22 protein-coding genes and 3 tRNA genes are annotated in these 26,946 nt (G+C 39.7%); 21 read left to right on the plus strand and 4 right to left on the minus strand.

Annotated features, from left to right (window positions below):
* The first annotated feature begins 88 nt into the window (after positions 1-88).
* Positions 89-1,216, plus strand: a complete 1,128-nt coding sequence (gene hisB / locus C4S38_RS01860) for a bifunctional histidinol-phosphatase/imidazoleglycerol-phosphate dehydratase HisB (protein ID WP_103982323.1) — start codon at positions 89-91, stop codon at positions 1,214-1,216.
* Between the two features lies 1 nt (position 1,217).
* Positions 1,218-1,619: a lipocalin-like domain-containing protein gene (locus C4S38_RS01865; protein WP_103982324.1), complete on the plus strand. Its 402-nt coding sequence runs from the start codon at positions 1,218-1,220 to the stop codon at positions 1,617-1,619.
* On the opposite strand, the gene C4S38_RS01870 is transcribed toward C4S38_RS01865, so the two are convergent.
* Both C4S38_RS01870 and kbl read right to left on the minus strand, forming a co-directional pair.
* Complete coding sequence (locus tag C4S38_RS01870) at positions 1,616-2,461, minus strand: histidinol-phosphatase (protein ID WP_103982325.1); 846 nt, start codon at positions 2,459-2,461, stop codon at positions 1,616-1,618. The two genes, C4S38_RS01865 and C4S38_RS01870, sit on opposite strands and share 4 nt — an antisense overlap.
* Before the next feature lie 322 nt (positions 2,462-2,783).
* Positions 2,784-3,974 carry a glycine C-acetyltransferase gene (gene kbl, locus C4S38_RS01875; protein WP_103982326.1) on the minus strand — a complete coding sequence of 397 codons (1,191 nt, stop codon included), beginning with the start codon at positions 3,972-3,974 and terminating at the stop codon, positions 2,784-2,786.
* Positions 3,975-4,152: 178 nt separating this feature from the next.
* On the opposite strand from kbl, the gene C4S38_RS01880 reads away from it, so the two are divergent.
* From C4S38_RS01880 to C4S38_RS15765, 19 genes are all read left to right on the plus strand, one after another.
* Positions 4,153-5,106 carry an NAD-dependent epimerase/dehydratase family protein gene (locus C4S38_RS01880; protein ID WP_099462855.1) on the plus strand — a complete coding sequence of 318 codons (954 nt, stop codon included), beginning with the start codon at positions 4,153-4,155 and terminating at the stop codon, positions 5,104-5,106.
* Between the two features lie 220 nt (positions 5,107-5,326).
* Complete coding sequence (locus tag C4S38_RS01885) at positions 5,327-6,418, plus strand: chorismate transformation enzyme, FkbO/Hyg5 family (protein WP_103982327.1); 1,092 nt, start codon at positions 5,327-5,329, stop codon at positions 6,416-6,418.
* 44 nt (positions 6,419-6,462) lie between these two features.
* The gene (gene ccsA / locus C4S38_RS01890; protein WP_103982328.1) at positions 6,463-8,883 is read left to right on the plus strand and encodes a cytochrome c biogenesis protein CcsA; all 2,421 of its coding nucleotides are present in this window, start codon (positions 6,463-6,465) and stop codon (positions 8,881-8,883) included.
* A 49-nt stretch (positions 8,884-8,932) separates the two neighbouring features.
* Positions 8,933-9,247: a hypothetical protein gene (locus tag C4S38_RS01895; protein ID WP_099462852.1), complete on the plus strand. Its 315-nt coding sequence runs from the start codon at positions 8,933-8,935 to the stop codon at positions 9,245-9,247.
* A gap of 77 nt (positions 9,248-9,324) precedes the next feature.
* Positions 9,325-10,638, plus strand: a complete 1,314-nt coding sequence (locus C4S38_RS01900) for an MFS transporter (RefSeq protein ID WP_103982329.1) — start codon at positions 9,325-9,327, stop codon at positions 10,636-10,638.
* 21 nt (positions 10,639-10,659) lie between these two features.
* Positions 10,660-11,658, plus strand: a complete 999-nt coding sequence (locus C4S38_RS01905) for a glycoside hydrolase family 130 protein (protein ID WP_099462850.1) — start codon at positions 10,660-10,662, stop codon at positions 11,656-11,658.
* Positions 11,659-12,052: 394 nt separating this feature from the next.
* Positions 12,053-14,302 (plus strand): aconitate hydratase, encoded by a 2,250-nt coding sequence (locus C4S38_RS01910; RefSeq protein WP_103982330.1) that lies wholly within the window; start codon positions 12,053-12,055, stop codon positions 14,300-14,302.
* A gap of 15 nt (positions 14,303-14,317) precedes the next feature.
* Positions 14,318-15,577 carry an NADP-dependent isocitrate dehydrogenase gene (icd, locus tag C4S38_RS01915; protein WP_103982331.1) on the plus strand — a complete coding sequence of 420 codons (1,260 nt, stop codon included), beginning with the start codon at positions 14,318-14,320 and terminating at the stop codon, positions 15,575-15,577.
* A gap of 18 nt (positions 15,578-15,595) precedes the next feature.
* A complete protein-coding gene (locus tag C4S38_RS01920) occupies positions 15,596-16,939 on the plus strand; it encodes a citrate/2-methylcitrate synthase (protein ID WP_099462847.1) in 1,344 nt (447 codons plus the stop codon).
* A gap of 174 nt (positions 16,940-17,113) precedes the next feature.
* Entirely contained in the window at positions 17,114-17,494 is a 381-nt protein-coding gene (locus tag C4S38_RS01925) for a GtrA family protein (protein WP_103982519.1), read from the plus strand.
* 323 nt (positions 17,495-17,817) lie between these two features.
* Positions 17,818-19,173 carry a dipeptidase gene (locus C4S38_RS01930; protein WP_103982332.1) on the plus strand — a complete coding sequence of 452 codons (1,356 nt, stop codon included), beginning with the start codon at positions 17,818-17,820 and terminating at the stop codon, positions 19,171-19,173.
* Between the two features lie 11 nt (positions 19,174-19,184).
* Positions 19,185-19,829 carry a chloramphenicol acetyltransferase gene (locus tag C4S38_RS01935; RefSeq protein ID WP_103982333.1) on the plus strand — a complete coding sequence of 215 codons (645 nt, stop codon included), beginning with the start codon at positions 19,185-19,187 and terminating at the stop codon, positions 19,827-19,829.
* A 3-nt stretch (positions 19,830-19,832) separates the two neighbouring features.
* Positions 19,833-21,149 carry a DEAD/DEAH box helicase gene (locus C4S38_RS01940; RefSeq protein WP_200817933.1) on the plus strand — a complete coding sequence of 439 codons (1,317 nt, stop codon included), beginning with the start codon at positions 19,833-19,835 and terminating at the stop codon, positions 21,147-21,149.
* A gap of 6 nt (positions 21,150-21,155) precedes the next feature.
* The gene (locus C4S38_RS01945; protein WP_103982334.1) at positions 21,156-22,412 is read left to right on the plus strand and encodes an amidohydrolase; all 1,257 of its coding nucleotides are present in this window, start codon (positions 21,156-21,158) and stop codon (positions 22,410-22,412) included.
* Between the two features lie 41 nt (positions 22,413-22,453).
* Positions 22,454-23,275, plus strand: coding sequence for a purine nucleoside phosphorylase I, inosine and guanosine-specific (locus tag C4S38_RS01950; protein ID WP_103982335.1), 822 nt, complete (start codon positions 22,454-22,456; stop codon positions 23,273-23,275).
* Between the two features lie 96 nt (positions 23,276-23,371).
* Positions 23,372-23,444, plus strand: a tRNA-Gly gene (locus C4S38_RS01955).
* Positions 23,445-23,492: 48 nt separating this feature from the next.
* Positions 23,493-23,576, plus strand: a tRNA-Leu gene (locus C4S38_RS01960).
* Between the two features lie 15 nt (positions 23,577-23,591).
* A tRNA-Leu gene (locus C4S38_RS01965) sits at positions 23,592-23,675 on the plus strand.
* Positions 23,676-24,145: 470 nt separating this feature from the next.
* The gene (locus C4S38_RS15765; protein WP_103982336.1) at positions 24,146-24,556 is read left to right on the plus strand and encodes a hypothetical protein; all 411 of its coding nucleotides are present in this window, start codon (positions 24,146-24,148) and stop codon (positions 24,554-24,556) included.
* A gap of 230 nt (positions 24,557-24,786) precedes the next feature.
* Here the strand turns inward: C4S38_RS15765 and C4S38_RS01975 are convergent, their stop codons facing one another.
* Together C4S38_RS01975 and C4S38_RS01980 are read right to left on the minus strand one after the other, a co-directional pair.
* Positions 24,787-26,046 carry an HAD-IA family hydrolase gene (locus C4S38_RS01975; RefSeq protein WP_103982337.1) on the minus strand — a complete coding sequence of 420 codons (1,260 nt, stop codon included), beginning with the start codon at positions 26,044-26,046 and terminating at the stop codon, positions 24,787-24,789.
* Positions 26,039-26,935, minus strand: coding sequence for a hypothetical protein (locus C4S38_RS01980; RefSeq protein ID WP_103982338.1), 897 nt, complete (start codon positions 26,933-26,935; stop codon positions 26,039-26,041). The genes C4S38_RS01975 and C4S38_RS01980 overlap by 8 nt, the downstream gene beginning before the upstream one ends.
* Positions 26,936-26,946: the final 11 nt, after the last annotated feature.

The raw sequence follows: 26,946 nt of genomic DNA on the forward strand, positions 1-26,946 counted from the left end.
ATTCTTTCTTTTGCTCAAAAAACTCGCAGATGTTAAATTAATTGTAAAACCAGTCTTACAAGCTGTGTAGGACGCTTAATATTTACGTATGAAAAGAGCTCTTTTTGTAGATCGGGACGGGACATTGGTTATTGAGCCTCCGGTAGATTACCAGTTGGATAATCTGGATAAATTGGAATTTTATCCGAAAGTATTCAGAAATTTATATTTCCTTCGTGAAAATCTGGATTTTGAATTTGTGATGGTTACAAACCAGGATGGTCTGGGAACATCTTCTTTTCCTGAAGAAACTTTCTGGCCGGCTCATAATATGATACTGAAAACGTTGGAAGGAGAAGGGATTGTTTTTGATGATATTCTGATAGACCGTTCTTTTCCTGAAGATAATTCACCTAACCGTAAACCTCGTACAGGAATGTTAGGAAAATATCTGGATGGCGGGTATGACCTGGCGAATAGCTATGTAATAGGTGACCGTCTTACAGACCTGGAATTGGCGAAGAATTTGGGAGCTAAAAGTATCTGGTTAATAGATACTGACAGTGTAGGAGAGGAGGTAATGGCAAAAGGTATGGCGTTGTCTCCGGTACTTATTACTGACGATTGGGATAAAATTACGGAATTTCTGTATGCCGGCGAACGTCGTGCCATTGTACAACGTACAACAAAAGAGACCGATATTTATGTGGAACTAAACCTGGATGGTAACGGAAAGACAGAAATTGAGACGGGACTTGGTTTTTTTGACCACATGTTGGATCAAATAGGTAAACATTCCGGTATCGATTTGGTTATTCGTGTTAAAGGCGATCTTAATGTAGATGAACATCATACTATAGAAGATACAGCCATCGCTTTGGGTGAAGCCTTGCTGAAAGCTTTAGGAGACAAGAGAGGAATAGAACGTTATGGTTTTACATTGCCTATGGATGATTGCTTGTGTAGTGTTGCTTTGGACTTTGGCGGACGTCCCTGGTTGGTATGGGATGCCGAATTTCATCGTGAAAAAGTTGGTGATATGCCGACCGAAATGTTTCTTCATTTCTTTAAAAGTTTGAGTGATGCGTCGCGTATGAATTTGAATATAAAAGCGGAAGGTACGAATGAACACCATAAAATAGAAGGTATATTTAAAGCTCTGGCACGTTCTATCAAAATGGCGATACGCAGGGATATTTACCATTATAGTTTACCAAGTACAAAAGGAGTAATTTAAAATGATAAAGAATTTAATAATTGCAATTGGTCTATTATTGCTGGCCGCATGTAGCAATGATGCTTATGACAAGCTGGATGGCAAATGGCAGTTGCAACAGGTTGAAGAAAACGGTATAGTACAAGATGTTGATACGATATATTATAATTTCCAGACATCCTTGTTTATGTATCAGATTTATGATCCGGCCTCAGACGACATTCGGGATTGCTATGGTTTTAATACCAAAGAAGGAGATAATAAATTACTGCTTGAACTTATATCGAATCCGAAACCGGTTGAATCTTTCCTGAAATATACGGATTGGACTTCAACTACGCGTGTGTTTATCATTGAAAAAGCAGACCGTAAAAAACTTATATTGGAAAACGAAGGTAAAAGATATACTTTCCGTAAGTTTTAAATAGCTACATCTTGCCATTTACCGTTGATTAGTTCGCGTGTGGTTCTGAATCCGGCTTCTTTCAGTAAAGAGAAAGCTTCGGTGCGGCCGTCATTTACTAATTGCGGGTAATGGCAATCCGAATTTACCATCACGGGGATATTCATCTGTTGTAATAGGGCTAAATATTTCTTATGAGGGTAAAGTTCTTCTTTTTTCAAAAGGTTTTTGGTGTTTATCTCTACCATGAGTTTTTTTTCCGCAATTAGTTCGAGACAGGCTTTGAAAGGTTTTATATACCAATCTTCATCGATTGAAAAATCGGCGTATTTTTGTCCGTTCATGTAAATTTTATCCATGTGACCTACAATGTCGATGCCTCCGGCTTCAATCATCTCTGATGTTGAGTTGAAATATCGTTTTACAAGCAATCGAATGTCATTGCCAAAATGCTTTTTTACGGATAAAGCGTAATCTTTGAACGAACCGTCTATACAAACCATGTTTTCTTCTGTCAGGTGGTCTGATACGGGTAAGAAATGAATGGAACCGATCCTGTAATCGAGCGGAAGATTCAAGAAATAAGGTATCGATGCATTATAGGTTTTATTCAGGTAGTCAATTTCTAACCCGACGTATATTTCTATCCGATCGTAGTATTTTTTCTTTAGCCGTTCTATTTCCATCAGATAATCGGACATATTATCCTTGGACATATTCCAGAATGTCTCAAAAGGCAGGGGAGAATGGGAAGAAAATCCGTATGCTCTGAATTTGTTGGATATAGCGAATTTTATGAAGTCTTCCGGCAGGCTTCGCCCGTCACAGAATGTACAATGACTATGATAATTGCTAAGTTGCATTCCGTTATTTTATTTATAAAATGTTGTAATGACAAAGATAATGCTTACTAACCAGACTAACCTTAATTCTATTGAACAAAAAACGAACTCATAGTTATGATTTTTTTGATTCATAGTTATTATTTCGAAAAGTCATAACTATGAGTTTATATTGCCCATGAAATGGCTCTTTGCCGAGACTTGCATTTGACTGAATTTGGGTAGGCAACTAACCTGAAGAGGATAGGCTACTAAAAAAGGGTGTTGCACAAGTTTGTTATGTTATCATACAACATGACTAACTTTCCGCAGCACCCTGATTGGTGTATAGATGTTTATTTTCTTATTTGATTACTTTCAATTCTTTTCCAACTTTGATGAAGGCTGCAATCGCTTTATCCAAATGTTCTTTTTCGTGACCTGCAGATAGCTGAACCCGGATACGTGCTTGCTCTTTCGGTACGACAGGATAATAAAATCCTGTCACATAAATACCTTCTTGTTGCATGCGTGCTGCAAAGTCCTGGGATAATTTTGCATCGTATAGCATAACGGCACATATTGCAGATTGAGTTGGTTTGATGTCGAATCCCGCAGCCATCATTTTATCACGGAAATAGTTAACGTTGTTCATTAACTTGGTGTGTAATGTGTTGCTTTCCTTCAACATTTTGAACATTTCCAAACTGGCACCTACGATAGCAGGCGCAACGGAATTTGAGAATAAATACGGACGCGAACGTTGGCGCAGCATATCAATAATTTCTTTTTTCCCGGTTGTAAATCCACCCATGGCTCCACCAAAAGCTTTACCTAATGTGCCGGTAAAGATGTCTACTTTGCCATATACATTAAATTGTTCGGCAACACCGTGGCCGGTTGGGCCTGCAACGCCTGCAGAGTGAGATTCGTCTACCATGACAAGTGCGTCGTATTTTTCAGCTAATGCGCATATTTTATCCATAGGAGCAACATTTCCATCCATAGAGAATACGCCGTCTGTGGCAATAATACGATGGCGCTGTGCTTGTGCTTCCTGAAGACAACGTTCCAGATCTGCCATATCTGCATTGGCATAACGATAACGTTTAGCCTTGCATAGACGGACACCGTCAATGATAGATGCATGATTTAATGCATCTGAAATAATAGCATCTTCTTCCGAGAACAAAGGCTCGAATAAACCTCCGTTGGCATCGAAGCAGGCAGCATACAGAATTGTATCTTCAGTTTTGAAATAATCGGAGATAGCCGCTTCCAGTTGTTTATGCAAATCTTGGGTTCCGCAGATAAAACGAACGGAGGACATTCCGTATCCGTGTGTATCCATGGCGTCTTTAGCAGCTTTTATCAAACGCCGGTTATCTGAAAGCCCCAGATAATTATTAGCGCAGAAATTTAACACTTCGTCTCCGGCGTTTACTTTAATATCAGCTCTTTGAGGCGTGGTAATGATTCTTTCGTTCTTGTATAATCCGGCAGCTTTAATATTTGCCAATTCGTTAGTCAAGAAATCTTTAAGTTTTCCGTACATAAAACTTTATTTTTTTTAGTATTATAGATGTGAGTTTTGTTTTTATTATGTTTATGTGACAGACAAAGGTGGTGTTTTTTTTTGAATAATAATATTAAAAAACAGAAGAAAATAGCATTTAAACCGTTTTATTCTCTATACCTTTGCGGCTGAAAAAAACTTAAAGCTAATAAACGCAATGAAGAATGTATTGGTAATTGGTTCTACCGGTCAGATTGGATCAGAGTTAACCATGAAATTGAGAAGCATCTACGGTGGAAATATTGTAGCCGGCTATATTCCCGGTGCAGAGCCGAAAGGTGAACTATTGGAATCTGGGCCGTCTGCAATTGTAGACATTACAAACGAACAACAAATCGCTGAAACTGTCTCAAAGTATAATGTAGACACTATTTACAATCTTGCTGCTTTACTGTCGGCAGTGGCTGAAGCTAAACCCCAGTTGGCTTGGAAAATAGGAATGGGAGGGCTGTTTAATGTCCTGGAAGTTGCACGTGAAATGCATTGTGCAGTCTTTACACCAAGTTCTATCGGAGTATTCGGAAATAATACGCCGAAGGATAAAACACCGCAAGATACGATCCGTAATCCGCGTACTATGTATGGAGTAACTAAAGTTTCCGGCGAATTATTAAGCGATTATTACAATATCCGTTTTGGGGTTGATACCCGTTCGGTACGTTTTCCCGGACTGATTTCTTATGTTACACCTCCGGGGGGCGGAACAACAGATTATGCTGTCGATATTTATTACTCTGCTGCAAAAGGTGAGAAATTTGTTTGTCCTATTAGTGCCGGTACTTTCATGGATATGATGTATATGCCTGATGGATTACGTGCTGCAATAGAAATTATGGAAGCCGATTCTACCAAGTTTGTGCATCGTAATTCCTTTAATATTGCTTCTATGAGTTTTGATCCGGAAATTATATATAACAATATTAAAAAATATGTGCCCGATTTCAAAATGGAATATAAAGTAGATCCGTTGCGTCAGGCTATAGCCGATTCGTGGCCAAATTCTCTGGATGATACTTGTGCCCGTCAGGAATGGGGGTGGAAGCCGGAATATGATTTGGATGCAATGACGCAGGATATGCTGGCTAAACTGAAAGATCATTCTAAGAAATAGAGAAATGATATTAATCAAAAGGCTGACAGAGAAGTTATAAATAACTATTTGTCAGCCTCTTCTTTTATATGGCTATTCCTGATGAATAATGCTTTGCAACATACTTAACTTATTTTTATACATATCGTTCCTTGTTTAAAATATGCGGGTTTACTTTTGATCATCATAACGTGATCCGAAAAAAGAGAGTGATCATAGATATCTGAATAATTTGGAAAACATGAACTATTGCCAGAAAATACACTATACTGTTTATGCAACACAGAGAGCCGGCTTTCCGGAAATGGTGGATAATCTGTTGTCGCAGCTTCCCGAAAATGAGACAATCCTTCGCTTATCCTTTTTTGGAACTCCTTCATCGAATATAGAATATGTAGAGCGGCGCGTTATATTGCGTAAGAAAATCCGGGCATATTATGGAGATCGTGAGCCTGCGCTTAGCTATGTATCCCAACCACCTATGGATGCTCCTTTAATTATGGAGGTACACAGTTATCGGTTAGAAGATGAAGAACAAGTTACTTTCCGTCATTTCTGCGGATTACCTTATGTTATCCTGGAGAATGAGTGTGCACGATTTCTGTTTGCAGGAGGTTTCCAGGGAGATGTAATCAATTATAATATAGAGCAACAGTCGGCAGATGTTTTCAATACAATCATGATTGTATTGAAAAAAGAAGGTTTTCCAATCAATAGTATTATTCGTCAATGGAATTATATAGAACATATAACGGCTTTTGACGGAGAGAATCAGCATTATCAATCTTTTAATAACGCCCGTACGGATTTTTACAAGAAGGCTCGATGGACGAATGGTTATCCTGCTGCAACCGGAATTGGGGCTAGTTTCGGAGGTGTTTTGGTTGATCTGGATGCGGCCATATTGAAAGATTCTATGCATGTTGTGCCTATCGATAATAAATTACAAGTTGCAGCCTATGCATATTCGGAACAAGTATTGGCGGTTTCGGGTGAACAAAAGACTACTCCGAAATTTGAGAGGGCAAAAAGTCTTGTATGCAATAAGAACCAGATTATATATATATCGGGTACGGCTGCAATCCGTGGAGAAAATAGTCTGGCGGATATAGGACTTGAGCAGCAATTGCGTATTACAATGGAGAATATTGATCAATTAGCAGGCAATGCCAGACTTTGTATATTAAGGGTTTATTTAAAAGATCGTTCTTTTTATGAAGAAGCTAGGAGATTGATGGAGGCATATCATTTGAACATCCCGGTTTTTTATATGTGCGCTGATATTTGTAGAAATGAGTTGCTTATTGAAATAGAAGGAATAGCCCGATTATAAATATCATAAATCATTATTATTATCTCTATTTAAACAAAAAACAAATGAAGGCAACTCTTGAAAAGTTTTTTTCCTCTTTCCGGGCAACTATTGTTTTACTATTAATTTATGCTTTAGGGCTTGCTTTTGCTACTTTTATTGAGAAGTATCATGGAACGATGGCGGCAAAAGCTATGATTTATTATTCTCCATTATTTTTTTTACTTCAGTTTTTGTTGGTTATTAATTTTATTGCAGTTGTAATTAAACATCAATATCTGAAAAGAGGTAAGTGGGGACTGATGATTACTCATATAGCTTTTATTATTATATTACTAGGAGCTCTGGTATCTCATTTTTTTGCAGAAGAGGGCGTTTTACATATTCGCCAGGGTGAATCGAGTGACCAGATGGCTATTCATACTTCTGATAATACAACTACCTATACGCTTCCATTTACTGTCGAACTCGTGAAGTTTACTTTAACGCGTTATCCGGGATCAGCCAGTCCTTCTTCTTATGAAAGTGAATTGTTGGTGCACGTTGACGGAAAAACATTACATGAACGTGTATATATGAATAATGTAATGGATATAAAAGGTTATCGTTTTTATCAGGCTTCATATGATCAGGATGAAAAAGGTACGGTGCTTTCGGTAAATAAAGATGTTTGGGGGCGTAATATTACGTATATGGGATATATACTTTTAGTGATAGGATTTGTTTTTTGTTTTGTCGGTAAAAATTCTCGTTTTATGAAGTTAAGCCGTCGATTGAAAGAACTTCGGAGTACAACGAATCTATTGTTTTTTTTGTTCCTTCTGACGACCAATCCGATAATAGCAAATCCGGGTTCATCATCTGTTATGGATGCTGTACAGAAATATACTATTAATACCGAACATGCAGCTAAGTTTGGAGCCCTTCCTATCCAGTCCGGAAATGGCCGGATGCTTCCTGTTAATACCTTTTCATCGGAAATTCTCCGGAAATTACATAAGTCGGATAAAATAGTCAACCTTAATTCGGATCAATTTTTGCTGAGCTTGCTGGCATTGCCTGAAATGTGGATACGGATTCCACTTATTTCTATGACAAATAAAGAACTGGCATCTTATTATGATTTGACGGACGACGAATGTGCTTATGTAGAGGTATTCGACAGTAACGGGAATTATAAGTTGCAAGAAAAACTGGAAGAAGCGTACAATAAGATGCCAAACGAACGTTCCCGTTTTGATAAGGATTTGTTGAAATTGGATGAACAAATCAATATATTCCATCAATTAATTAACTTTCAGATGCTCAATCTCTTTCCGAAAGAAGGAGATCCGAACCATAAATGGTATTCTCCCGGAGATAACCTGTCGGTTTTCAGTGGCAAAGATTCGATGTTTGTTTCTCATATTATGAATTGGTATTTGGAAGAAGTCCGGGACGCAATGAAAACAGGCGATTGGAAGAAAGCCGATGAAATTGTAGGAATGATCAATACGTATCAGCAGGCAAAAGGTAGTTCGGTAAATATTAGTCCTGAAAAGATACAGGCTGAGATTAAATATAATAAAATGGATGTTTTTCGCCTTTGTAAAATAGGCTATCTTATATTAGGTGGTTTATTGCTGGTTTTTTCATTCGTTATGTTATTCAACCGGAAACGTTGGCTCAATGTTGCTTTCTGGTTGCTTGGAATAGCTGTATTAACCGTATTTTCTTTCCATATATATGGTATGGGTATGCGTTGGTATATTGCGGGCTATGCTCCCTGGAGTAATTCTTATGAAACGATGGTGTATGTGGCATGGGCTACTGTTTTGGCTGGGTTGCTGTTTGTACGTCATAGCCCTGTTACATTTGCTTTAGCTACTTTATTCGGAGGGATTATTTTGTTTGTTTCGGGTTTGAGTTGGATGGACCCGCAGATTAATCCATTGGTTCCGGTATTGAAATCTCCGTGGTTAATGTTCCATGTGGCAGTTATTGTGGCTGCTTATGGATTCTTTGGGATTTGTTGTTTGATAGGGTTGACAAATCTTGTTATGATGTGTATTATGAAAGATAATAACCGTAAGATGTTATCTGCACGTATCCGTGAATTGACTATTGTGAATGAGATGTCTATGTTGGTAGGACTGGCATTGATGACTATCGGAACATTTCTAGGTGCCGTATGGGCTAATGAATCCTGGGGACGATACTGGGGATGGGACCCAAAAGAAACCTGGGCTCTTATTACTATGATTGTGTATGCAATAGTTATTCATGCCCGTTTAATTAAGAAACTGGATACCCTGTGGGTATTTAACTTTGGCTCTGTTGTCGCTTTTGCCTCTGTGTTGATGACTTTTTTTGGCGTAAATTATTTTTTAAGCGGAATGCATTCATATGGTCAAAACGATAACGTGAATGGGGTTTTTGTTTATCTTTATGCGGCGTTTGCTATAATCGGGATAGTTGCAGTTTGGGCTTACCGGAAGAGATTGTAGTGATATTTACTTGTAACAAATGGATTTTAATATTTTAAATATAATAGTAATGAGAACACTTAGTCATGTAGGAATCCCTACGAAAGAGAAGAAAGAGGGAGCTGTGTTGAACGAAGGATTGAAAGTTTGGTTAACCGATCATTCAAAAAGTCCGAATCATTTGGAATTTTTGCGTTTTGAAGCCGGAAGCTGCCTCCCGGAATTGGTACAGACTACAGCGCATGTAGCTTATATTGTTCCTTCGATAGAAGAAGAGTTGAAAGGGAAAAAAATACTTTTTGGTCCGGCCGTTTGTGATGAACACCTCACAATAGCGTTCATTGAAGAAGAAGGTATTGCGGTTGAAATAATGGAAATGAAGTGATTTATATGTCTGATGGCCCGGTTGCCATTTTGATATAAACTACGTATATTTGCATGCATGAAAAACACAATTAAGACATGAGTGAAGATAAATCTACCAAACGCCGCTATAGTCCGATGACCTGGATTCCCAGCGTCTATTTTGCGATGGGATTTCCTTTTGTTGTATTGAATATGGTTGCTGTACTGATGTTTAAAGGATTGAAAATATCCGATTCACAGATAGCCCTTTGGACTTCATTAATTATGATACCCTGGACATTGAAACCCTTGTGGAGTCCCTTGTTGGGCATGTATCGTACCAAGAAATTCTTTGTCGTACTGACGCAGCTTCTTACCGGTTGTGTATTTGGTTTGGTGGCTTTAGTGCTGAATATGCCTAACTTTTTTGCAATTGCAATTGCTTTGCTTGCTATAATTGCTTTTAGTGGTGCCACACATGATGTTGCCACCGATGGTGTATATATGGACGAACTGTCGGCCGAAGATCAGGCTAAATATATTGGTTGGCAGGGAGCTTTCTATAATCTGGCTAAGATCGTGGCAACCGGGGGATTGGTCTATCTGGCAGGTTATATGATTAGTTATTTTTCGCGGAAATATGATGGTGAAAATGCTATTGTATACGCATGGATGTCGGTTATGTTTCTTTGTGGTGTCATAATGGTGCTGCTTGGTTTGTATCATACGAAAATGTTGCCTTCGGGCAAAGCCGCTAAAGAGAATGTCTCCTTGAAAGAAAGTATGATAGAACTGTGGGATGTATTCCGCGAATTTTTTACCAAGAAACATATCGTCTGGTATATCTGTTTTATCATTCTTTACCGGTTTGCAGAAGGATTTGTTGTTAAAATTGTGCCCTTGTTTTTGAAAGCTCCGGTTGATCAACAGGGATTGGGATTGTCGGAACAGGAGATAGGTTTGTATTATGGAACCTTTGGTGCGGCGGCATTCGTATTTGGTTCGGTGCTTGCAGGATATTATATCTCTGCAAAAGGATTGCGTAAAGTGCTGTTCAGACTATGTTGTTGCTTTAATATTCCTTTTCTTGTATATATGTTTCTGGCATTCTACCAACCTACAAGCGGAATATTGATTGCTGCAGCCATTATATTCGAGTATTTCGGTTATGGATTCGGGTTTGCCGGTTTGATCTTGTTCATGATGCAACAGGTTGCAGCAGGCAAGCACCAGATGGCACATTATGCTTTTGCGTCGGGAATTATGAATTTAGGAGTCATGGTTCCAGGTATGATTAGCGGATTTATCAGCGATTGGATCGGTTATAAATATTTTTTTGTATTTACAGTAATTGCTATGATTCCGTCATTTTTAGTCGCATATTTTGTTCCTTTTACATATAATGATAAAGGCGAAAAATTGAAAGATTGACATTTAATACAAATAATAGATATGGATAAATTAAAGATTGCCGGTAGTGCATTGCCGGATATGCCTTGGGAAGATCGTCCGGAAGGATGTAATAATGTATTGTGGAGATATTCGGAAAATCCGGTAATTCCACGTGATATATTGCCTGCTTCTAACAGTGTATTCAATAGTGCTGTAGTTCCTTTTAAAGGTGGTTATGCCGGTGTATTCCGTTGCGACGATACAAACAGACGTATGCGCCTTCACGTAGGGTTCAGTGCCGATGGTATTCATTGGAATATTAATGAAAAGAAACTTGAATTTGAATGTGACGATAAAGAAATAGGTGAATTTGTATATGCGTATGATCCTCGTGTATGTTTTGTTGAAGATCGTTATTATGTAACCTGGTGCAATGGTTATCATGGTCCTACAATCGGAGTTGCATATACGTATGATTTCGAAACATTTCATCAATTGGAAAATGCTTATTTACCATTTAACCGTAATGGAGTTATGTTCCCCCGGAAGATAAATGGCAATTTTGCAATGCTGAGTCGTCCGAGTGATAATGGCCATACCCCGTTTGGAGATATTTTCTATAGTGAATCTCCTGATATGTGTTTCTGGGGAAGACATCGCCATGTGATGTCTCCGGCACCGTTTGAAGACAGTGCATGGCAGTGCATGAAGATAGGTGCGGGTCCTATTCCGATTGAAACATCTGAAGGCTGGTTGCTGATATATCATGGCGTGTTGCATTCTTGTAATGGTTATGTGTATAGCTTTGGTTCTGCTCTTTTGGACTTGGAACAACCTTGGAAAGTTAAATTCCGCTCAGGTCCTTACTTGCTGTCTCCGCAGAAAGATTACGAATGTATGGGTGATGTGCCTAATGTGGTATTTCCATGTGCCGCACTTCATGATCCGGAAACTCGCCGTATAGCTATTTATTACGGATGTGCTGATACGGTAACCGGACTGGCATTTGGATATATCGATGAAATTATAGAATTTACAAAGAAGAACTCGATTATTTAATATAGAGGAAAGAAAATTTCGAAGAACCTTTTAAAGGATTCTTCCGGGAGAAATTTAAAACCCATTCGGATGGAACCAATATTCCATTCGAATGGGTTTCTTTGTTAGAAGAATATCTTTTCAGACGTTGTAGTACAAACGGTCATCAATGATTTAGCAAAACAGTGTTTTAAACGATGAAATCTTGAACAAAATAAGTTATAAATGCGTTATGTTTATATAATACATCATGATAGGTTTGAGTGTATGGGGAATAGATTGGGATTGTACTTTCAGGACTTATAGACAGACTCTATTTTCTCATAGACATTTTCAAATGAAAGCAATTATACTATTTAATATATTTGTAAAAAGCCTGCAGATAAGGTGTTTGATAATCTAAAAACTACAAAATATGGTGCAAGATATTGAAATGCTGGAAGAGTTCTATTCCAAATTCCCAAAACGGGTAGATAGCGCACGGAAAAGTTTAGGCCGTCCGATGACTTTGGCCGAAAAAATCCTTTATGCTCATTTATATGATGAACATTCCGTACGTCTTTACAAACGGGGTGAAGACTATGTAAACTTCCGTCCCGACCGCGTAGCAATGCAAGATGCTACAGCACAGATGGCATTGTTGCAATTTATGAATGCAGGAAAAGACAGATCTGTAGTGCCGGCTACTGTGCATTGCGATCATCTTATACAAGCTAACATTGGTGCAAAAGCTGATATACAGACAGCAACCGATGGAAACCGTGAAGTATATGATTTCCTTAAGACAGTATCGGGTAAATATGGCATCGGTTTTTGGAAGCCGGGTGCAGGTATTATCCATCAGGTGGTTTTAGAAAACTACGCTTTTCCCGGAGGAATGATGGTGGGTACGGATTCGCATACGCCAAATGCCGGAGGATTAGGGATGGTTGCTATCGGAGTTGGAGGTGCTGATGCTGTAGACGTGATGACTGGTATGGAGTGGGAATTGAAGATGCCAAAATTGATTGGCGTTAAACTGACCGGACGGTTGAATGGTTGGGCTTCTCCCAAGGATGTGATTCTTAAACTGGCTGGTATATTAACGGTAAAGGGCGGAACAAACGCAATTATTGAATATTTTGGTTCTGGAGCATCTTCTTTGTCGGCAACCGGAAAGGCAACTATCTGTAATATGGGCGCTGAAGTAGGAGCAACTACTTCTCTTTTTCCGTTCGATAATAATATGGCTGCTTATTTGCGGGCAACCGGTCGTGAAGGTATTGCAGTTAAAGCGGAAGCGATTTCATCGTATCTGGAGGCCGACGAGGATGTACGTGCTAATCCTGATATGTATTATGATCGCGTGATAGTGATTAACCTTTCTGAACTGGAACCATACATTAATGGTCCTTTTACTCCGGATGCAGCAACTCCTATTTCAGAGTTTGCCGCTAAAGTAATAGAAAACGGCTATCCTCGTAAAATGGAAGTCGGATTGATCGGTTCTTGTACCAATTCCTCATATCAGGATTTGAGCCGGGCAGCTTCGATTGCCCGTCAGGCGTATGAAGATAAGATTCCTGTTGCTGCCCCGCTGATCATTAATCCGGGTTCCGAGCAGATTCGATATACGGCGGAACGGGATGGTATTATAGGAGACTTTGAACGTATAGGTGCAGTAATAATGGCGAATGCTTGTGGACCATGTATTGGACAGTGGAAACGTCATACGGACGATAATACCCGGAAGAATTCTATTGTAACCTCTTTCAACCGCAACTTTGCAAAGCGCGCAGATGGCAACCCGAATACACATGCTTTTGTGGCTTCTCCCGAGTTGACTTTAGCGCTGACTATTGCTGGTGATTTGTGTTTCAATCCTCTTAAAGACACGTTAAAGACTGAAGATGGCTGCGAAGTAAAATTAAAAGAACCTCAGGGAATGGATTTCCCTGCCAGAGGCTTTGCGGTAGAGGATAACGGCTTTATCGCTCCCTTTGCTTCGTCGGATGAGGTAAAAATCAATGCGGAATCTTGCCGTTTACAGGTATTGGAACCGTTTGCTCCTTGGAATGGTGCCGACTTGTTGGATATGCCGTTACTTATTAAGGTGGAAGGTAAATGTACAACCGACCATATTTCGATGGCTGGTCCTTGGCTCCGTTTCCGTGGTCATCTGGAAAATATATCCGATAATATGTTGATGGGTGCGGTGAATGCATTTAATGGTAAAACGAATTATGTTTTGAATCAGCTGGATGGTATGTATGATGCTGTGTCGGCTGTTGCCAAGCAATATAAGAAAGAAGGTATTTCGTCTATTGTTGTAGCCGAAGAAAATTACGGGGAAGGCTCATCGCGCGAACATGCAGCGATGGAACCGCGTTTTCTGAATGTAAAAGTAATCTTGGCGAAAAGCTTTGCCCGTATTCATGAAACAAATCTGAAGAAGCAAGGTATGCTTGCCCTGACCTTTGCCGATAAGGATGACTATAATAAGATCCGAGAAGATGACAAAATATCAATTACCGGTTTAGATGCTTTTGCTCCGGGTAAACCTTTAATTGCCGTACTTCGTCATTCGGATGGTTCCGAAGAATCTTTCCCTGTACATCATACCTATAATGAATTACAGATAAAATGGTTTAAGGCAGGTTCTGCACTGAATGCGGCACACGAATAATCTAAATAGAATAGTATGGACAAGATAACAAAGCAAAAAGACCGTTTGATTGTACCCGATCAGGTGGTAATTCCTTATATAGAGGGCGATGGTGTAGGCTCGGAGATTACTCCTGTAAGTCAGAAGATTGTGAATGCTGCTATAGCAAAGGCCTATAATGGTAAACGTGCAATTCATTGGAAAGAGGTTTTGGCCGGTGGAAAGGCATTTGCTAAAACAGGCAACTGGCTTCCTGATGAGACAATGAATGCATTCACCGAATATATGGTGGGAATAAAAGGACCGCTTACAACGCCTATTGGCGGAGGTATCCGTTCATTGAATGTGGCACTTCGCCAGACATTAGATTTATATGTATGCCTTCGTCCGGTCCGGTGGTTTAAAGGAGTAGTTTCTCCTGTAAAGGAACCGCAGAAAGTGGATATGTATATCTTTCGCGAAAACACCGAAGATATTTATGCAGGGATCGAATGGCAGCAAGGCACACCCGAAGCTCAAAAGTTTTTGAAGTTTTTGACCGATGAAATGGGAGTAAAGAAGATTCGTTTTCCCCAGACTTCCTCGTTTGGAGTGAAACCGGTATCTATAGAAGGTACCGAACGTTTGGTACGCGCAGCTATCGAATATGCCTTAACAAATCATTTGCCAAGTGTGACACTGGTTCATAAAGGTAATATAATGAAGTTCACCGAAGGCGGGTTTAAGCTCTGGGGATATGCATTAGCCGAACGCGAGTTTGCCGGTCAGACTTTTACCTGGCCACAGTACGAAAAGATTAAGAAGGAAAAAGGAGAGGAGGAAGCCGAAATAGCTTTAGCTGAAGCGTCTAAGGCAGGAAAGCTGATTATAAAAGACGTCATTGCTGATGCTTTCTTGCAAAACACATTGCTGATTCCGGAAGAATACTCGGTTATTGCTACCCTGAACCTGAATGGAGATTATATATCTGACCAGCTGGCAGCTATGGTAGGCGGAATCGGAATCGCTCCGGGGGCAAATATCAACTATGTAAGCGGACATGCTATTTTTGAAGCGACTCATGGTACGGCTCCTACTATTGCAGGTAAAAATATTGTGAATCCATCGTCCTTATTGCTCTCTTCGGTAATGATGTTGGAATATATGGGATGGAATGAGGCGGCTTCACTTATCACTTCGGCTTTGGAAAAAGCATTTGAGAAGGGAGAAGCAACTTACGATCTGGCTCGTTTTATGCCTGGCGGTAAATCTCTTGGCACCAAAGAATTTGGTGAACTTATAATATCACTTTTATAATATTAAAATAGTATCGCAATGAAGAAAGAATATCTTATTTATAAATTATCGGAAGAGGCAAGAGGCGCGTGTAAAATAGATAATGAGTTATTCCCGATGTATAATGTGAAACGTGGCTTACGTAATGAAGACGGAACCGGTGTATTGGTAGGATTAACTAAAATCGGTAACGTAGTAGGATATGAACGCCTTCCTGAAGGTGGCCTGAAAGCTATTCCCGGTAAACTGTTCTATAGAGGATATGATGTCGAAGATATTGCACATGCACTTATTAAGGAAAAACGCTTTGGGTTTGAAGAAGTTGCTTTTCTGATGTTGTCGGGTAGGCTTCCCGATAAAGAAGAATTGAGCTCTTTTAGAGAGCTGATCAATGATAATATGCCTTTAGAGCAGAAGACAAAGATGAATATTCTGGATCTGGAAGGTCAGAACATCATGAATATTCTGGCTCGTAGTGTATTGGAAATGTACACTTTCGATCCGAATCCCGAAGATACCTCGCGCGATAACCTGATGCGCCAATCTATCGAGCTAATCTCTAAGTTTCCTACGATAATAGCTTATGCCTATAATATCTTCCGCCATAGTACGCAAGGACGTTCGTTACACATCCGTCATCCGCATGAGAATCTTTCTATTGCGGAAAACTTCCTTCACATGTTGAAACGCGATTTTACCGACCTGGATGCCCGTACACTGGATTTATTGCTTGTGTTACAGGCCGAACATGGCGGCGGTAACAACTCTACATTTACCGTACGTGTAACCAGTTCTACAGGGACAGATACCTATTCTGCCATAGCTGCCGGTATCGGTTCGCTGAAAGGCCCGTTGCATGGAGGTGCAAACATACAGGTCGTAGATATGTTCAATCATCTGAAAGAACATATTGCCGACTGGAAAAATGTGGATGAAATCGATACCTATTTTATGCGTATGCTAAACAAGGAAGCTTATAATAAGACCGGTTTGATTTATGGTATCGGCCATGCTGTTTATACGATTTCCGATCCTCGTGCGATCGTATTGAAAGAATTAGCTCGCGAACTGGCTAAAGAAAAAGGACGTGAAGAAGAATTTGCATTTCTTGAATTACTGGAGGAACGTGCCATTGAATGTTTTGCCAAGCATAAAGGAACAAAGAAGCGTGTTTCATCTAACGTAGATTTCTATTCGGGCTTCGTATATGAAATGATAGGGCTTCCACAGGAAATTTATACACCGTTGTTTGCCATGTCGCGTATTGTAGGTTGGACAGCTCACCGCATTGAAGAACTTAACTTTGAAGGAAAGCGTATCATTCGTCCGGCATACAAAAACGTACTTGACGAGCAAGTTTATACCTCGCTTAACGAACGCTGAAAAAATTAGGGTGCTGCTCTTTATAAAATGAGTATTGATAAACTGCCGTTGTTCCATTCGCAGGAAAACGGCAGTTTTCTTTTTCTTGTATTGTATGCGTATTTGTTTTGGCTTTCTTATCTTTGCAGTTGTTTTGCTGTTAAGAGCAGCAGAATAAAACAAATAATTGTGTGTATGAAAGAATCTGTACGTGTTCTTCGTTTTGTTTTGGTAGGAACATTAAATGCTTTAATTACAGCTATTGTAATTGGAGTGTTGATGGATGTGCTGGATTGCAATTATTTATGGTCAAATGTTGCCGGCTATGTGGCTGCCTTAATAAATAATTTCTTTTGGAGTAAGTATTGGATTTTTTCTTCAGGCAACGGACAATTTAAAAAAGAAATCCCTTTGTTTATGGTCGCTTTCGGATGTGCATACGGCGCCCAGTTTCTTTCCCTTTTAATGATGGTTGAAGTTGCAGACGTGAACGAATATTTGGCTCAGTTCCTTGGACTTTTTGTGTATGGAGCTGTTAACTTTATGATGAATAAAAAGATTACGTTCAGGCACTAACCATATGTGTTGACTTTGAATACTTTCCGGTTAAAGTTGCGGATATCCTTTTTCCTGATTTAAAACATCGTATAATTTAGAAAAAAGTTCAGGACTTTTTATTCTTTTTACCTGGCTGAAAATTGATTTTGTCCTAGCTTAAAATTAATTTTGACCCAGGTGAAATTTAATTTCGACCCGGGTCAAAAGAATAAATGTATAGTACCTTTTTATTAAAATGTCCGGTGAAAAGAATTAAACGGATCGTTTATATTTTGAAGAATGCCTGTTGCAGAATAGGCGCAAAGGAGCTATCTTTGACAAAAAACTAAAAGTAAAATACTATGTCGGTTAAAACTTATATTGAGTCTAATAAAGACCGTTTTCTGGATGAATTGTTCTCGTTGATACGTATTCCGTCGATCAGTGCAAAACATGAAAATAAACCGGATATGCAGGTCTGTGCACAAAGATGGACAGAACTCCTGCTGGCTTCGGGTGCAGATAAGGCAGTTGTGATGCCAACAGACGGCAATCCGGTGGTTTATGGCGAAAAGATGATTTCACCGGAAGCTAAAACTGTTTTGGTATATGCCCATTATGACGTAATGCCTGCCGAGCCATTGGAATTGTGGAAAAGCAACCCTTTTGAACCCGAATTACGCGACGGCCGTATCTGGGCCCGTGGTGCGGACGATGATAAAGGGCAGGGAATGATCCAGGTGAAAGGCTTTGAAACAGCTTTGAAAAATGATCTTCTGCATTGCAACGTAAAGTTCATCTTTGAAGGGGAAGAAGAAATAGGTTCGCCCAGTTTGGAATCTTTTTGCCGAAAGAACAAGGGGTTGTTGAAGGCGGATGTGATACTGGTGTCTGATACAAGCATGATAAGTGCCGAAACACCTTCGCTGACGACCGGTTTGCGTGGCCTGGCCTATTGGGAAGTGGAGGTAACGGGGCCAAACCGTGATTTGCATTCGGGGCATTTCGGAGGTGCGGTAGCCAATCCGATAAATGTGTTGTGTAAGCTGATGGCTGATATTACGGATGCAGACGGACGTATAACTATCCCCGGCTTTTATGACGATGTAGAAGAAGTTTCTGCGGCAGAGCGCGAAATGATTGCCCGGATTCCTTTTGACGAAAAGAAATATATGGAAGCTATCGGAGTGAAGGCTTTGTCCGGTGAAAAGGGATATTCTACGCTTGAGCGTAACAGTTGCCGTCCGTCTTTCGATATTTGCGGTATCTGGGGTGGTTATACAGGTGAGGGTAGCAAGACGGTTTTGCCATCAAAAGCATTTGCCAAGGTTTCCTGCCGCCTGGTTCCGCATCAGGATCATGAGAAGATTTCGCGGATGTTTGAAGAATATATGGCTCGTGTAGCTCCGGATTATGTGACGGTTAAAGTTACGCCAAGCCACGGCGGACAAGGCTATGTCTGCCCGATTGATATGCCTGCTTACCAGGCAGCCGAAAAGGCCGTAGGCATTGCTTTCGGCATGAAACCGCTGGCCGTTCGCCGGGGAGGAAGCATACCTATTATATCTACTTTTGAACAAATATTGGGTATAAAGACTGTTTTGATGGGATTCGGTTTGGAGCAAAACGCTATCCATTCACCGAATGAAAGTTGCCGGTTGGATATATTCTATAAAGGTATAGAGGCTGTAGCCCGGTTTTATAAGGAGTTTAAATAAGTATTCAATTAATGAAGCAGATTATCGATATTGAAACCTGGGAACGGAGGGATAATTACCAATTCTTCCGGGATTTTATCAATCCTTGCATCTCCGTGACTTCCGAGGTAGAGTGTGAAATGGCAAAAGAAAGAGCAAAGGCAAACGGCCGGTCTTTCTTTTTGCATTACCTGTATGCCATACTTCGTGCGGTAAACGAGATAAAGGAGTTAAGGTTCCGGTTTGACGACCGGGAGCAGGTTTTATTTTATGATAAAGTAGATGCGCTAGCACCGATCAAAATGAATGACAACGGCAAGTTCTTTACAGTCCGCATTCCCTGGATAGAAGACTTTGAAGCGTTTCATGCCGAAGCCTCCTCTATCATTCGGAATATTCCGGAAGACGGTGATCCGTATGCTGCTGAAAACGGGGCATCAGAGGATGACCGGTATAATGTTATCCTGGTAAGTGCAACGCCGGATCTATACTTTACGTCTATGACGCATACGCAACATCATAAGTTTGGCAACAATTATCCGTTGCTGAATGTTGGAAAAGCTGTTATGAGAGGAGGCAATCTGGTAATTCCGATTGCCTTGTATGTAAACCATAGTTTTGTGGACGGCGTTCATATAGCCGATTTTTATAAACGGGTAGAACAATATCTGAAGTAATATATGGAAATAAAGAAAGATGAAAGAGTCGTACGTGCGCTGACGAATACCGGCATTGAGGCATTGAATGAGATGCAGCAGGCTGTATTGGATGCAGGTACAAGTAAAGATATGGTTTTGCTCAGTCCCACAGGGTCGGGTAAGACGTTGGCATTCTTACTGCCATTGCTTACTACACTGACAGACGAAGAAAAGAAAATACAAGCATTAATCATTGCCCCGTCGCGTGAATTGGCTTTGCAGATAGAGACGGTATTTCGCTCGATGGGTTCGGGTTATAAGGTAAACTGTTGTTACGGTGGACATCCGTTGAGGACGGAAAAGAAAAGCCTGGAGCATCCGCCTACGGTTCTTATTGGTACGCCGGGACGCATTCTCGATCATATTGAGCGTGGAAATATTGATTTAGATACGGTGAGAACGCTTATTCTGGATGAGTTCGATAAATCGTTGGAATTGGGATTCCTTTCGGAGATGAAGGAAATATTGGCGCATCTGTCTGGTGTACGGAGACGAGTATTGACATCTGCTACGGCTTCGGTGGAAATTCCGCCGTTTACTGGAATAACGGCTCCGGTTCGTTTATCTTTTCTTACGGAAGAGAAGCAGGTCAAAGGTCTTACTGTCCGGATAGTGAAGTCGCCTGTAAAAGATAAACTGGAAACGTTGTATAAATTACTGGGCGAGCTGAATGGCGAATCTGCATTGGTATTCTGCAACCTTCGTGAAGCGGTGGAGCGCGTAAGCAATTACCTGACAGAGATGGGAGTGGAGAATGATTATTTTCACGGTGGAATGGAGCAACCCGAGCGGGAGAGAGCACTCTCGCACTTCCGCAATGGAAGCGCTACTGTGTTTGTCTCGACCGATCTGGCTGCCAGAGGTTTGGATATTCCGGAAGTAAAGCATGTGATCCATTATCACTTGCCGGTGAATGAGGAGGCTTATATTCATAGAAACGGACGTACGGCCCGAATGAATGCGGAAGGGAATGCTTTCATCATACTGAATGAAATAGAGTCTGTACCCGAATACATCGTGCGTGAACCGGACGAATTCTTTCTTCCTGAGAGAACAAAGAAACCGGTGCGTCCTGAATGGGTAACACTTACGATCAATCGCGGCAAGCGTGATAAACTGAGCAAAAAGGATGTGGTTGGTTTCCTGTTTCAGAAAGGCGGATTGGAGAAAGACGATCTGGGTGTGGTAGAGGTGAAGGAGAGTTGTGCTTTTGCTGCGGTAAGGCGAGACAAGCTATCGGCTTTGTTAGCGCGAATCCGCGATGAAAAGATTAAAAATATGAAAGCTAAATTTAATTGATGACCTATGAATTTGTTGATTAAGAACGTTTACCTGGATGGCGTTGAAACGGATATTTATGTTGAGGGCAAATATATAAAGCAGATTGGAAAAGACTTGGTTGTTACGGCCGATAGGGTGATAGATGGTACGAAGAAGGCCGTAGTGCCCGGTTTTGTGAATGCACATACACATGCGGCGATGACTCTTTTCCGGGGGTATGGCGATGATATGCCACTGATGCCTTGGCTTGAACAGAAGATTTGGCCGAATGAAGCAAAGATGAACCGCGAGGACGTTTACTGGGGAGCTAAACTGGCTTGCCTGGAGATGATAAAGAGTGGCACAACCAGCTTCTTTGATATGTATCATAAGTTTCGTGCAACGGCTGATGCTGTCGAAGAGATGGGAATACGGGCCGTTGTTTCGGGTGTTTGCTTCGATCATTTCGAGCCGGAACAGGCAGAGAAATGCAAGGCGCATAATCTAAAGCTGTATTCGGATATGGATGTGTATGGCGATCGAATTAAATATGCAATCGGGCCACATGCTATTTATACTGTTTCGGGCGAACTTCTGAGGTGGATAGATCAATTTTCGGCCGAACGAAATGTGCTGATCCATTTGCATCTGGCAGAAACAGAAGAGGAGGTGACCAATTCGGTCAAACAATTCGGTCTCACGCCTGTACGTTATTTATATAAATTGGGAATACTTTCTCCCCGCTTGGTGATTGCTCACGGCATATATGTGGATAAAGATGAAATCAGGATGCTGGCAGATCATGGGGTAAAGGTGGTTCACAACCCGGCATCGAATATGAAACTGGCTTCCGGTATTCATTTCCAGTTTAAGGAGATGAAAGAAGCGGGCATTGCAGTTGGTTTGGGCACCGATGGTTGTTCATCTTCCAATAATCTGGATATGATAGAAGCTATGAAATTAGCTTCATTGCTTGGAAAAGCCTGGAGAAAAGACCCGGAGGCTCTTACTGCGGCGGAGATGCTGGATGCTGCAACCGAACAGGGAGCTTCTATATTAGGTATAAAAGCCGGACGTGTGAAAGAGAGGTATTTGGCAGATTTGAATCTGATAGACCTGCGTATTCCTGCATTTACGCCGAACTTTAACTTCGTGTCTAATCTGGTTTATGCAGCCAATGGCAGTTGCGTAGATACGGTTATTTGTAATGGTAAAGTTTTGATGGAAAATAAAAAAGTTCCGGGTGAGGACGAGATAATGGAACAGACAGCGCGGATTGCTTATAACTTGATGTCGCGATGAAAAGCATTGAAAATAAAACAGATATATAATAGGAGGCAACTATGGATAAAATGAATGATTTATACGATGAAACGGCAGCTTATCTGGCATCCCGCATCGTAGGGAATCCGAAAACAGCTATTATTTTAGGCAGTGGGCTAGGTTCGCTAGCCGATCAGATAGAGGAGGCTACGGTTATTCCTTATAAGGAGATTCCTAACTTTATGAGCTCTACGGCTACCGGACATAAAGGAAATCTTATATGTGGAAAACTGGGTGGAAAGCTGGTGTTGGCCATGCAGGGACGTTTTCATTATTATGAAGGTTACACAATGCAGCAGGTAACCTTTCCTGTCCGCGTAATGAAACTGTTGGGGATAGAGAACCTGTTAGTGTCAAATGCAGCCGGAGGTATCAATAATACATTTAAAGTGGGCGATCTGATGATTATCCGGGATCATATCAATATGATGCCGAATCCGCTGATAGGACCTAATAATGAACAGTTCGGCACGCGCTTCCCTGATATGACCCGTGCATATGACCGCGAATTTATAGGTTATATGGAGGAGATTGCCACATTGCATAACATTCCGTTGAAGAAAGGCGTTTATGTAGGCCTGACAGGTCCTTCGTATGAAACTCCCTCGGAATACGCTTGTTATGGTAAAGTGGGAGGTGACGCTATCGGTATGAGTACGGTTCCCGAAGTAATAGTTGCTCGTCACGCAGGTATACGTGTATTCGGTATGTCTGTTATCACAAACGAAGGTTATCATTTTGCCGATGACTTCGTGAATGATGGCACCGATGTTATTAAGGCAGCAGATAGAGCAGCTTCTGTAATGACTGTTTTATTTAAAGAATTGGTTGCTAGAATATAGTCATTTCAACGGGTACGGATGGGAATAAAAGGCATGAAAAAATTGTATTGTTCTTTTGGATAATTGAAAATTACCCCTATCTTTGCACCCGTTATCGCGGAAGTAGCTCAGTTGGTAGAGCATAACCTTGCCAAGGTTAGGGTCGCGGGTTCGAGTCCCGTCTTCCGCTCCCAAGATAGCAGGAGTGAATGAGATCATCCTTTCAATTGTAATGAATGCCCAGGTGGCGGAATTGGTAGACGCGCTCGTTTCAGGTGCGAGTGGTTTTGCGATCGTGCAGGTTCGAGTCCTGTTCTGGGCACCGCATTTAATTGACGCGCAGGTGGTGAAATTGGTAGACACGCTACTTTGAGGGGGTAGTGCCGGTTCCGGCGTGTGAGTTCGAGTCTCATCCTGCGCACTAACTTATCTATTTGTTTGATTTGCAGTATATTCTGTTGTGGTTACGGAAAAATCAAATTCAGCCAGCCTTAATTATGTGACTGCGGGGGGGGGGAATATCTAAACAATGATTATGATGATAAATAAAAAAGTAATCTTATTGAAAAGACTGTAAAACTTGACAAGTAATTAATTCAACCAGCAAGAAGTACCGTAGTAGCCATTACAGTTTCATTTATTTGTAAACTTACGTAACAAGACTACCATCCCTTAAAAAAGAAGCCTATTTTTATTTGTGGATTAGGGGATATGTTTACTGAATAAAAATAAAACGAACCTTATTAAGATAATCTACAGATCCTTTCATATCGACAAACTACGTATGATCATTAGGTCTGTTTCCTGTTCAACAAAATAAACTTGAATACAGATTATACTAAAAAAAATCCTTGATCGTTATTTAAATATAACCATTAAACACAATTATTTATGAACATCTTAATTATTAAAATTTGGTCCAAAAGATTCATAGATTCTTTACCTGAGATTTGGTATATCATCCTCTTTGCTTTACTGACTTGTAGTAATTTTCATAGTTTATCTGCTAGTTGGCATATTGTAAATATATTTATGATTTTATTTTCCCTGACTATTGTAACATTACTAATCATGCAACTTTTCAAAAAGATACTGTGGAGTCGTCTTTTACTAGGGTTGCTGTTTACTTTGGGATCAATATATATGTTTTTGGCATTGCTATCCGAATATATGGAATTTCCAACAAAGACTGATACGGAAGCGATTCAACTGATCGTTGCTGGATCCATCCTAATCGGTGTTTCATTTCTCCTTGGTGGGAAAATGCTACTATATGGATTATTTTCCGATCTAAAAAAATGACCGATATCCGGAATTCCGAAAGTAAAAAAGATTCTCCCATGAAGATTTATATTCAGTGTATGCTAAACACTCATCAATAAGGAAAAGAAACGCATCTGAATTAGTTACGAGTTTTGTCAAATATATTAAATACACGTATCTTTCTTTTAGAGAAGCCAAAGAATGATTTAAAATTCGACAAATATAATTTTGTAAATTGTTTTTCATCCACCATTCATAGAGACTGTATATTATTCGAATATTTTCTTTATAGCATCTTTAATATTTTCCTGCTGATAAAGAATAGAATAAATTCCGAGCTCGATAGCTGCATCTATATTACGTTTTTTATCATCTATGAAAATCATATTTTCGAATGGTGTATTGAGTTTATTTTGCATCATTTTGTAAATATCATTGTCAGGTTTTAGTCTCTGAAAAATAAATGAATAAAATCTATGTTCCGAATCAATTAGTTCAGGGTAATTGCCATCGTCTGCTAAAATAGGTAAAGCATTAGAAAGTACACAATTAACTATTCCTTTCTTCTTTAAATACTTAATAGCTTCCTCTGTTTCAGAGTATACTTCGCCAACGCCCATTTCCAGGCATTGTTTGATCTGTGAATTATATTCTGGCAAATATGGAATACTATAGTATTGACAAATGTTTACACATAACTCATCAAAGGTAATAATGCCTAACATATAATCATTGAAACTGAATGTTCCTTTAAGACTTTCCCACTTTGGGTAGTCAATAGTTTTTTGAGAACACCATTGACTTAGCTTTTCAAGTGAATAATGATAGAAGACTCCACCAACATCCCAAATACAGAATTTGATTTTTTTTGCCCATTGCTTCTTATATTCATGATATGATGTACACTTTTTTATGATATCTGAAATCTCAACTCCATTATCAACGTCTATATCTTCTGCATTTATGATGTAATCAATCTGATTATAACATACCGGATTGGGTTCCTCGTCTTTAATAAAAGTAGAGCCGAGTAAATATAGTTTCTTTAATATTTCATCAAATTGAGTTTGTTCTTTTTGGGGAATCGAATCACGGAAATGCTTATCACGCCAATAGTTCCTGCGAACTTCCTGACTACATAAATGAAAATCAATATTTGCAATTCTTGATAATTCCAAAAGATATTGTTTGTTTAATGCATTCCGCTGCAACAACCTCTTTTCGCGAATAGTTCTGTCTTTTTCCAGTAAGACGGCAATGATTGTATACCCTTTTTCTTTAATTTTATCAAGTTTGCCTATTCTCAGTGTTTCATCAAGTATAACATTTTTGCCATTTAGACTATTGATATGTTCTTCTCGTACCTCTTCCCATGATTTGAAAATATGTTCGCGGCATAACATATCACTTTCATAGATACACTTATCCTTTGAAACAATGAAGAAGTCACCTGTTTTTTCTAGTTTGTTGGCAAAAGTACTTTTTCCACTGCAAATTCCTCCAACTAATACAAAAGCAAACTTATTCATATATATTTGAGTATTGTTTTATATATTGTTTTATGTCCTGGTATATATTCCCTGAATTTTCTTCCCATAAGTATTCGAAATTAGATTGATAAAAAGCTATTTTTTCATCTTTAAATGTTGAATTGATCACAGAATACAATCGACGGGGAGCTTGTTTATTCGCATTGTTCAGATTAAAACCATTGACTCCGATCATTAATGTAAAGTAGTCTTCCCTGGAATTTTTGGTTAATATTAGCGAACAGCTAGGAATCCAAGACATCTTACTGACTATTATTTTTGAGTTGTTGGAAACTGAATCGTTAATTTCATCAATATATCTCAATGTTCGCCTATGTGGTCCGCCTACAATATGGGTAGGACCTACCCGCTCTTTCATTAGTTGCCCTGCGGTGCTATCAGGATCTATCAGCAGAACTTTAACTTCTATTTTCCTATTGAGTATTTCGATAAAATCATTTCTGTGTTGTTGGAATACGTGGGCCATACTGTAACCTGTTAAATAGATGGAATCGGTTTTTTCTAAATTAATGGATTTGAAGAATTTTGATAACGATTCTGCTTCATTAATATTATAGCTCAAAGGCATAATCTTTGATGACATCATCTCATCTATTCTATGAATAAGCTTTTCATCTGATATCAGTTTTTCCTTTTGAATGTCATCAATTCTTTTAATTACAACATCATCAGAATTAACAAGAAAAAACTTTAGGATTGTATAGAGAAATACTGTAGCAATGAAGCTAGATGATATTCCCCAAAAAAATGAAGTAAAATCAGGGATTTTTTTCTCATAAGCCAAATAACCTGTTCCAATAGCTATAAGTACTAAAATCGTATAGGCTGCGATTATTAATCTTTTGTTTTTCTTATTAATATCTTCCATAATAGTAATGT

Source organism: Parabacteroides chinchillae, assembly GCF_900108035.1.
Lineage (GTDB): Bacteria > Bacteroidota > Bacteroidia > Bacteroidales > Tannerellaceae > Parabacteroides > Parabacteroides chinchillae.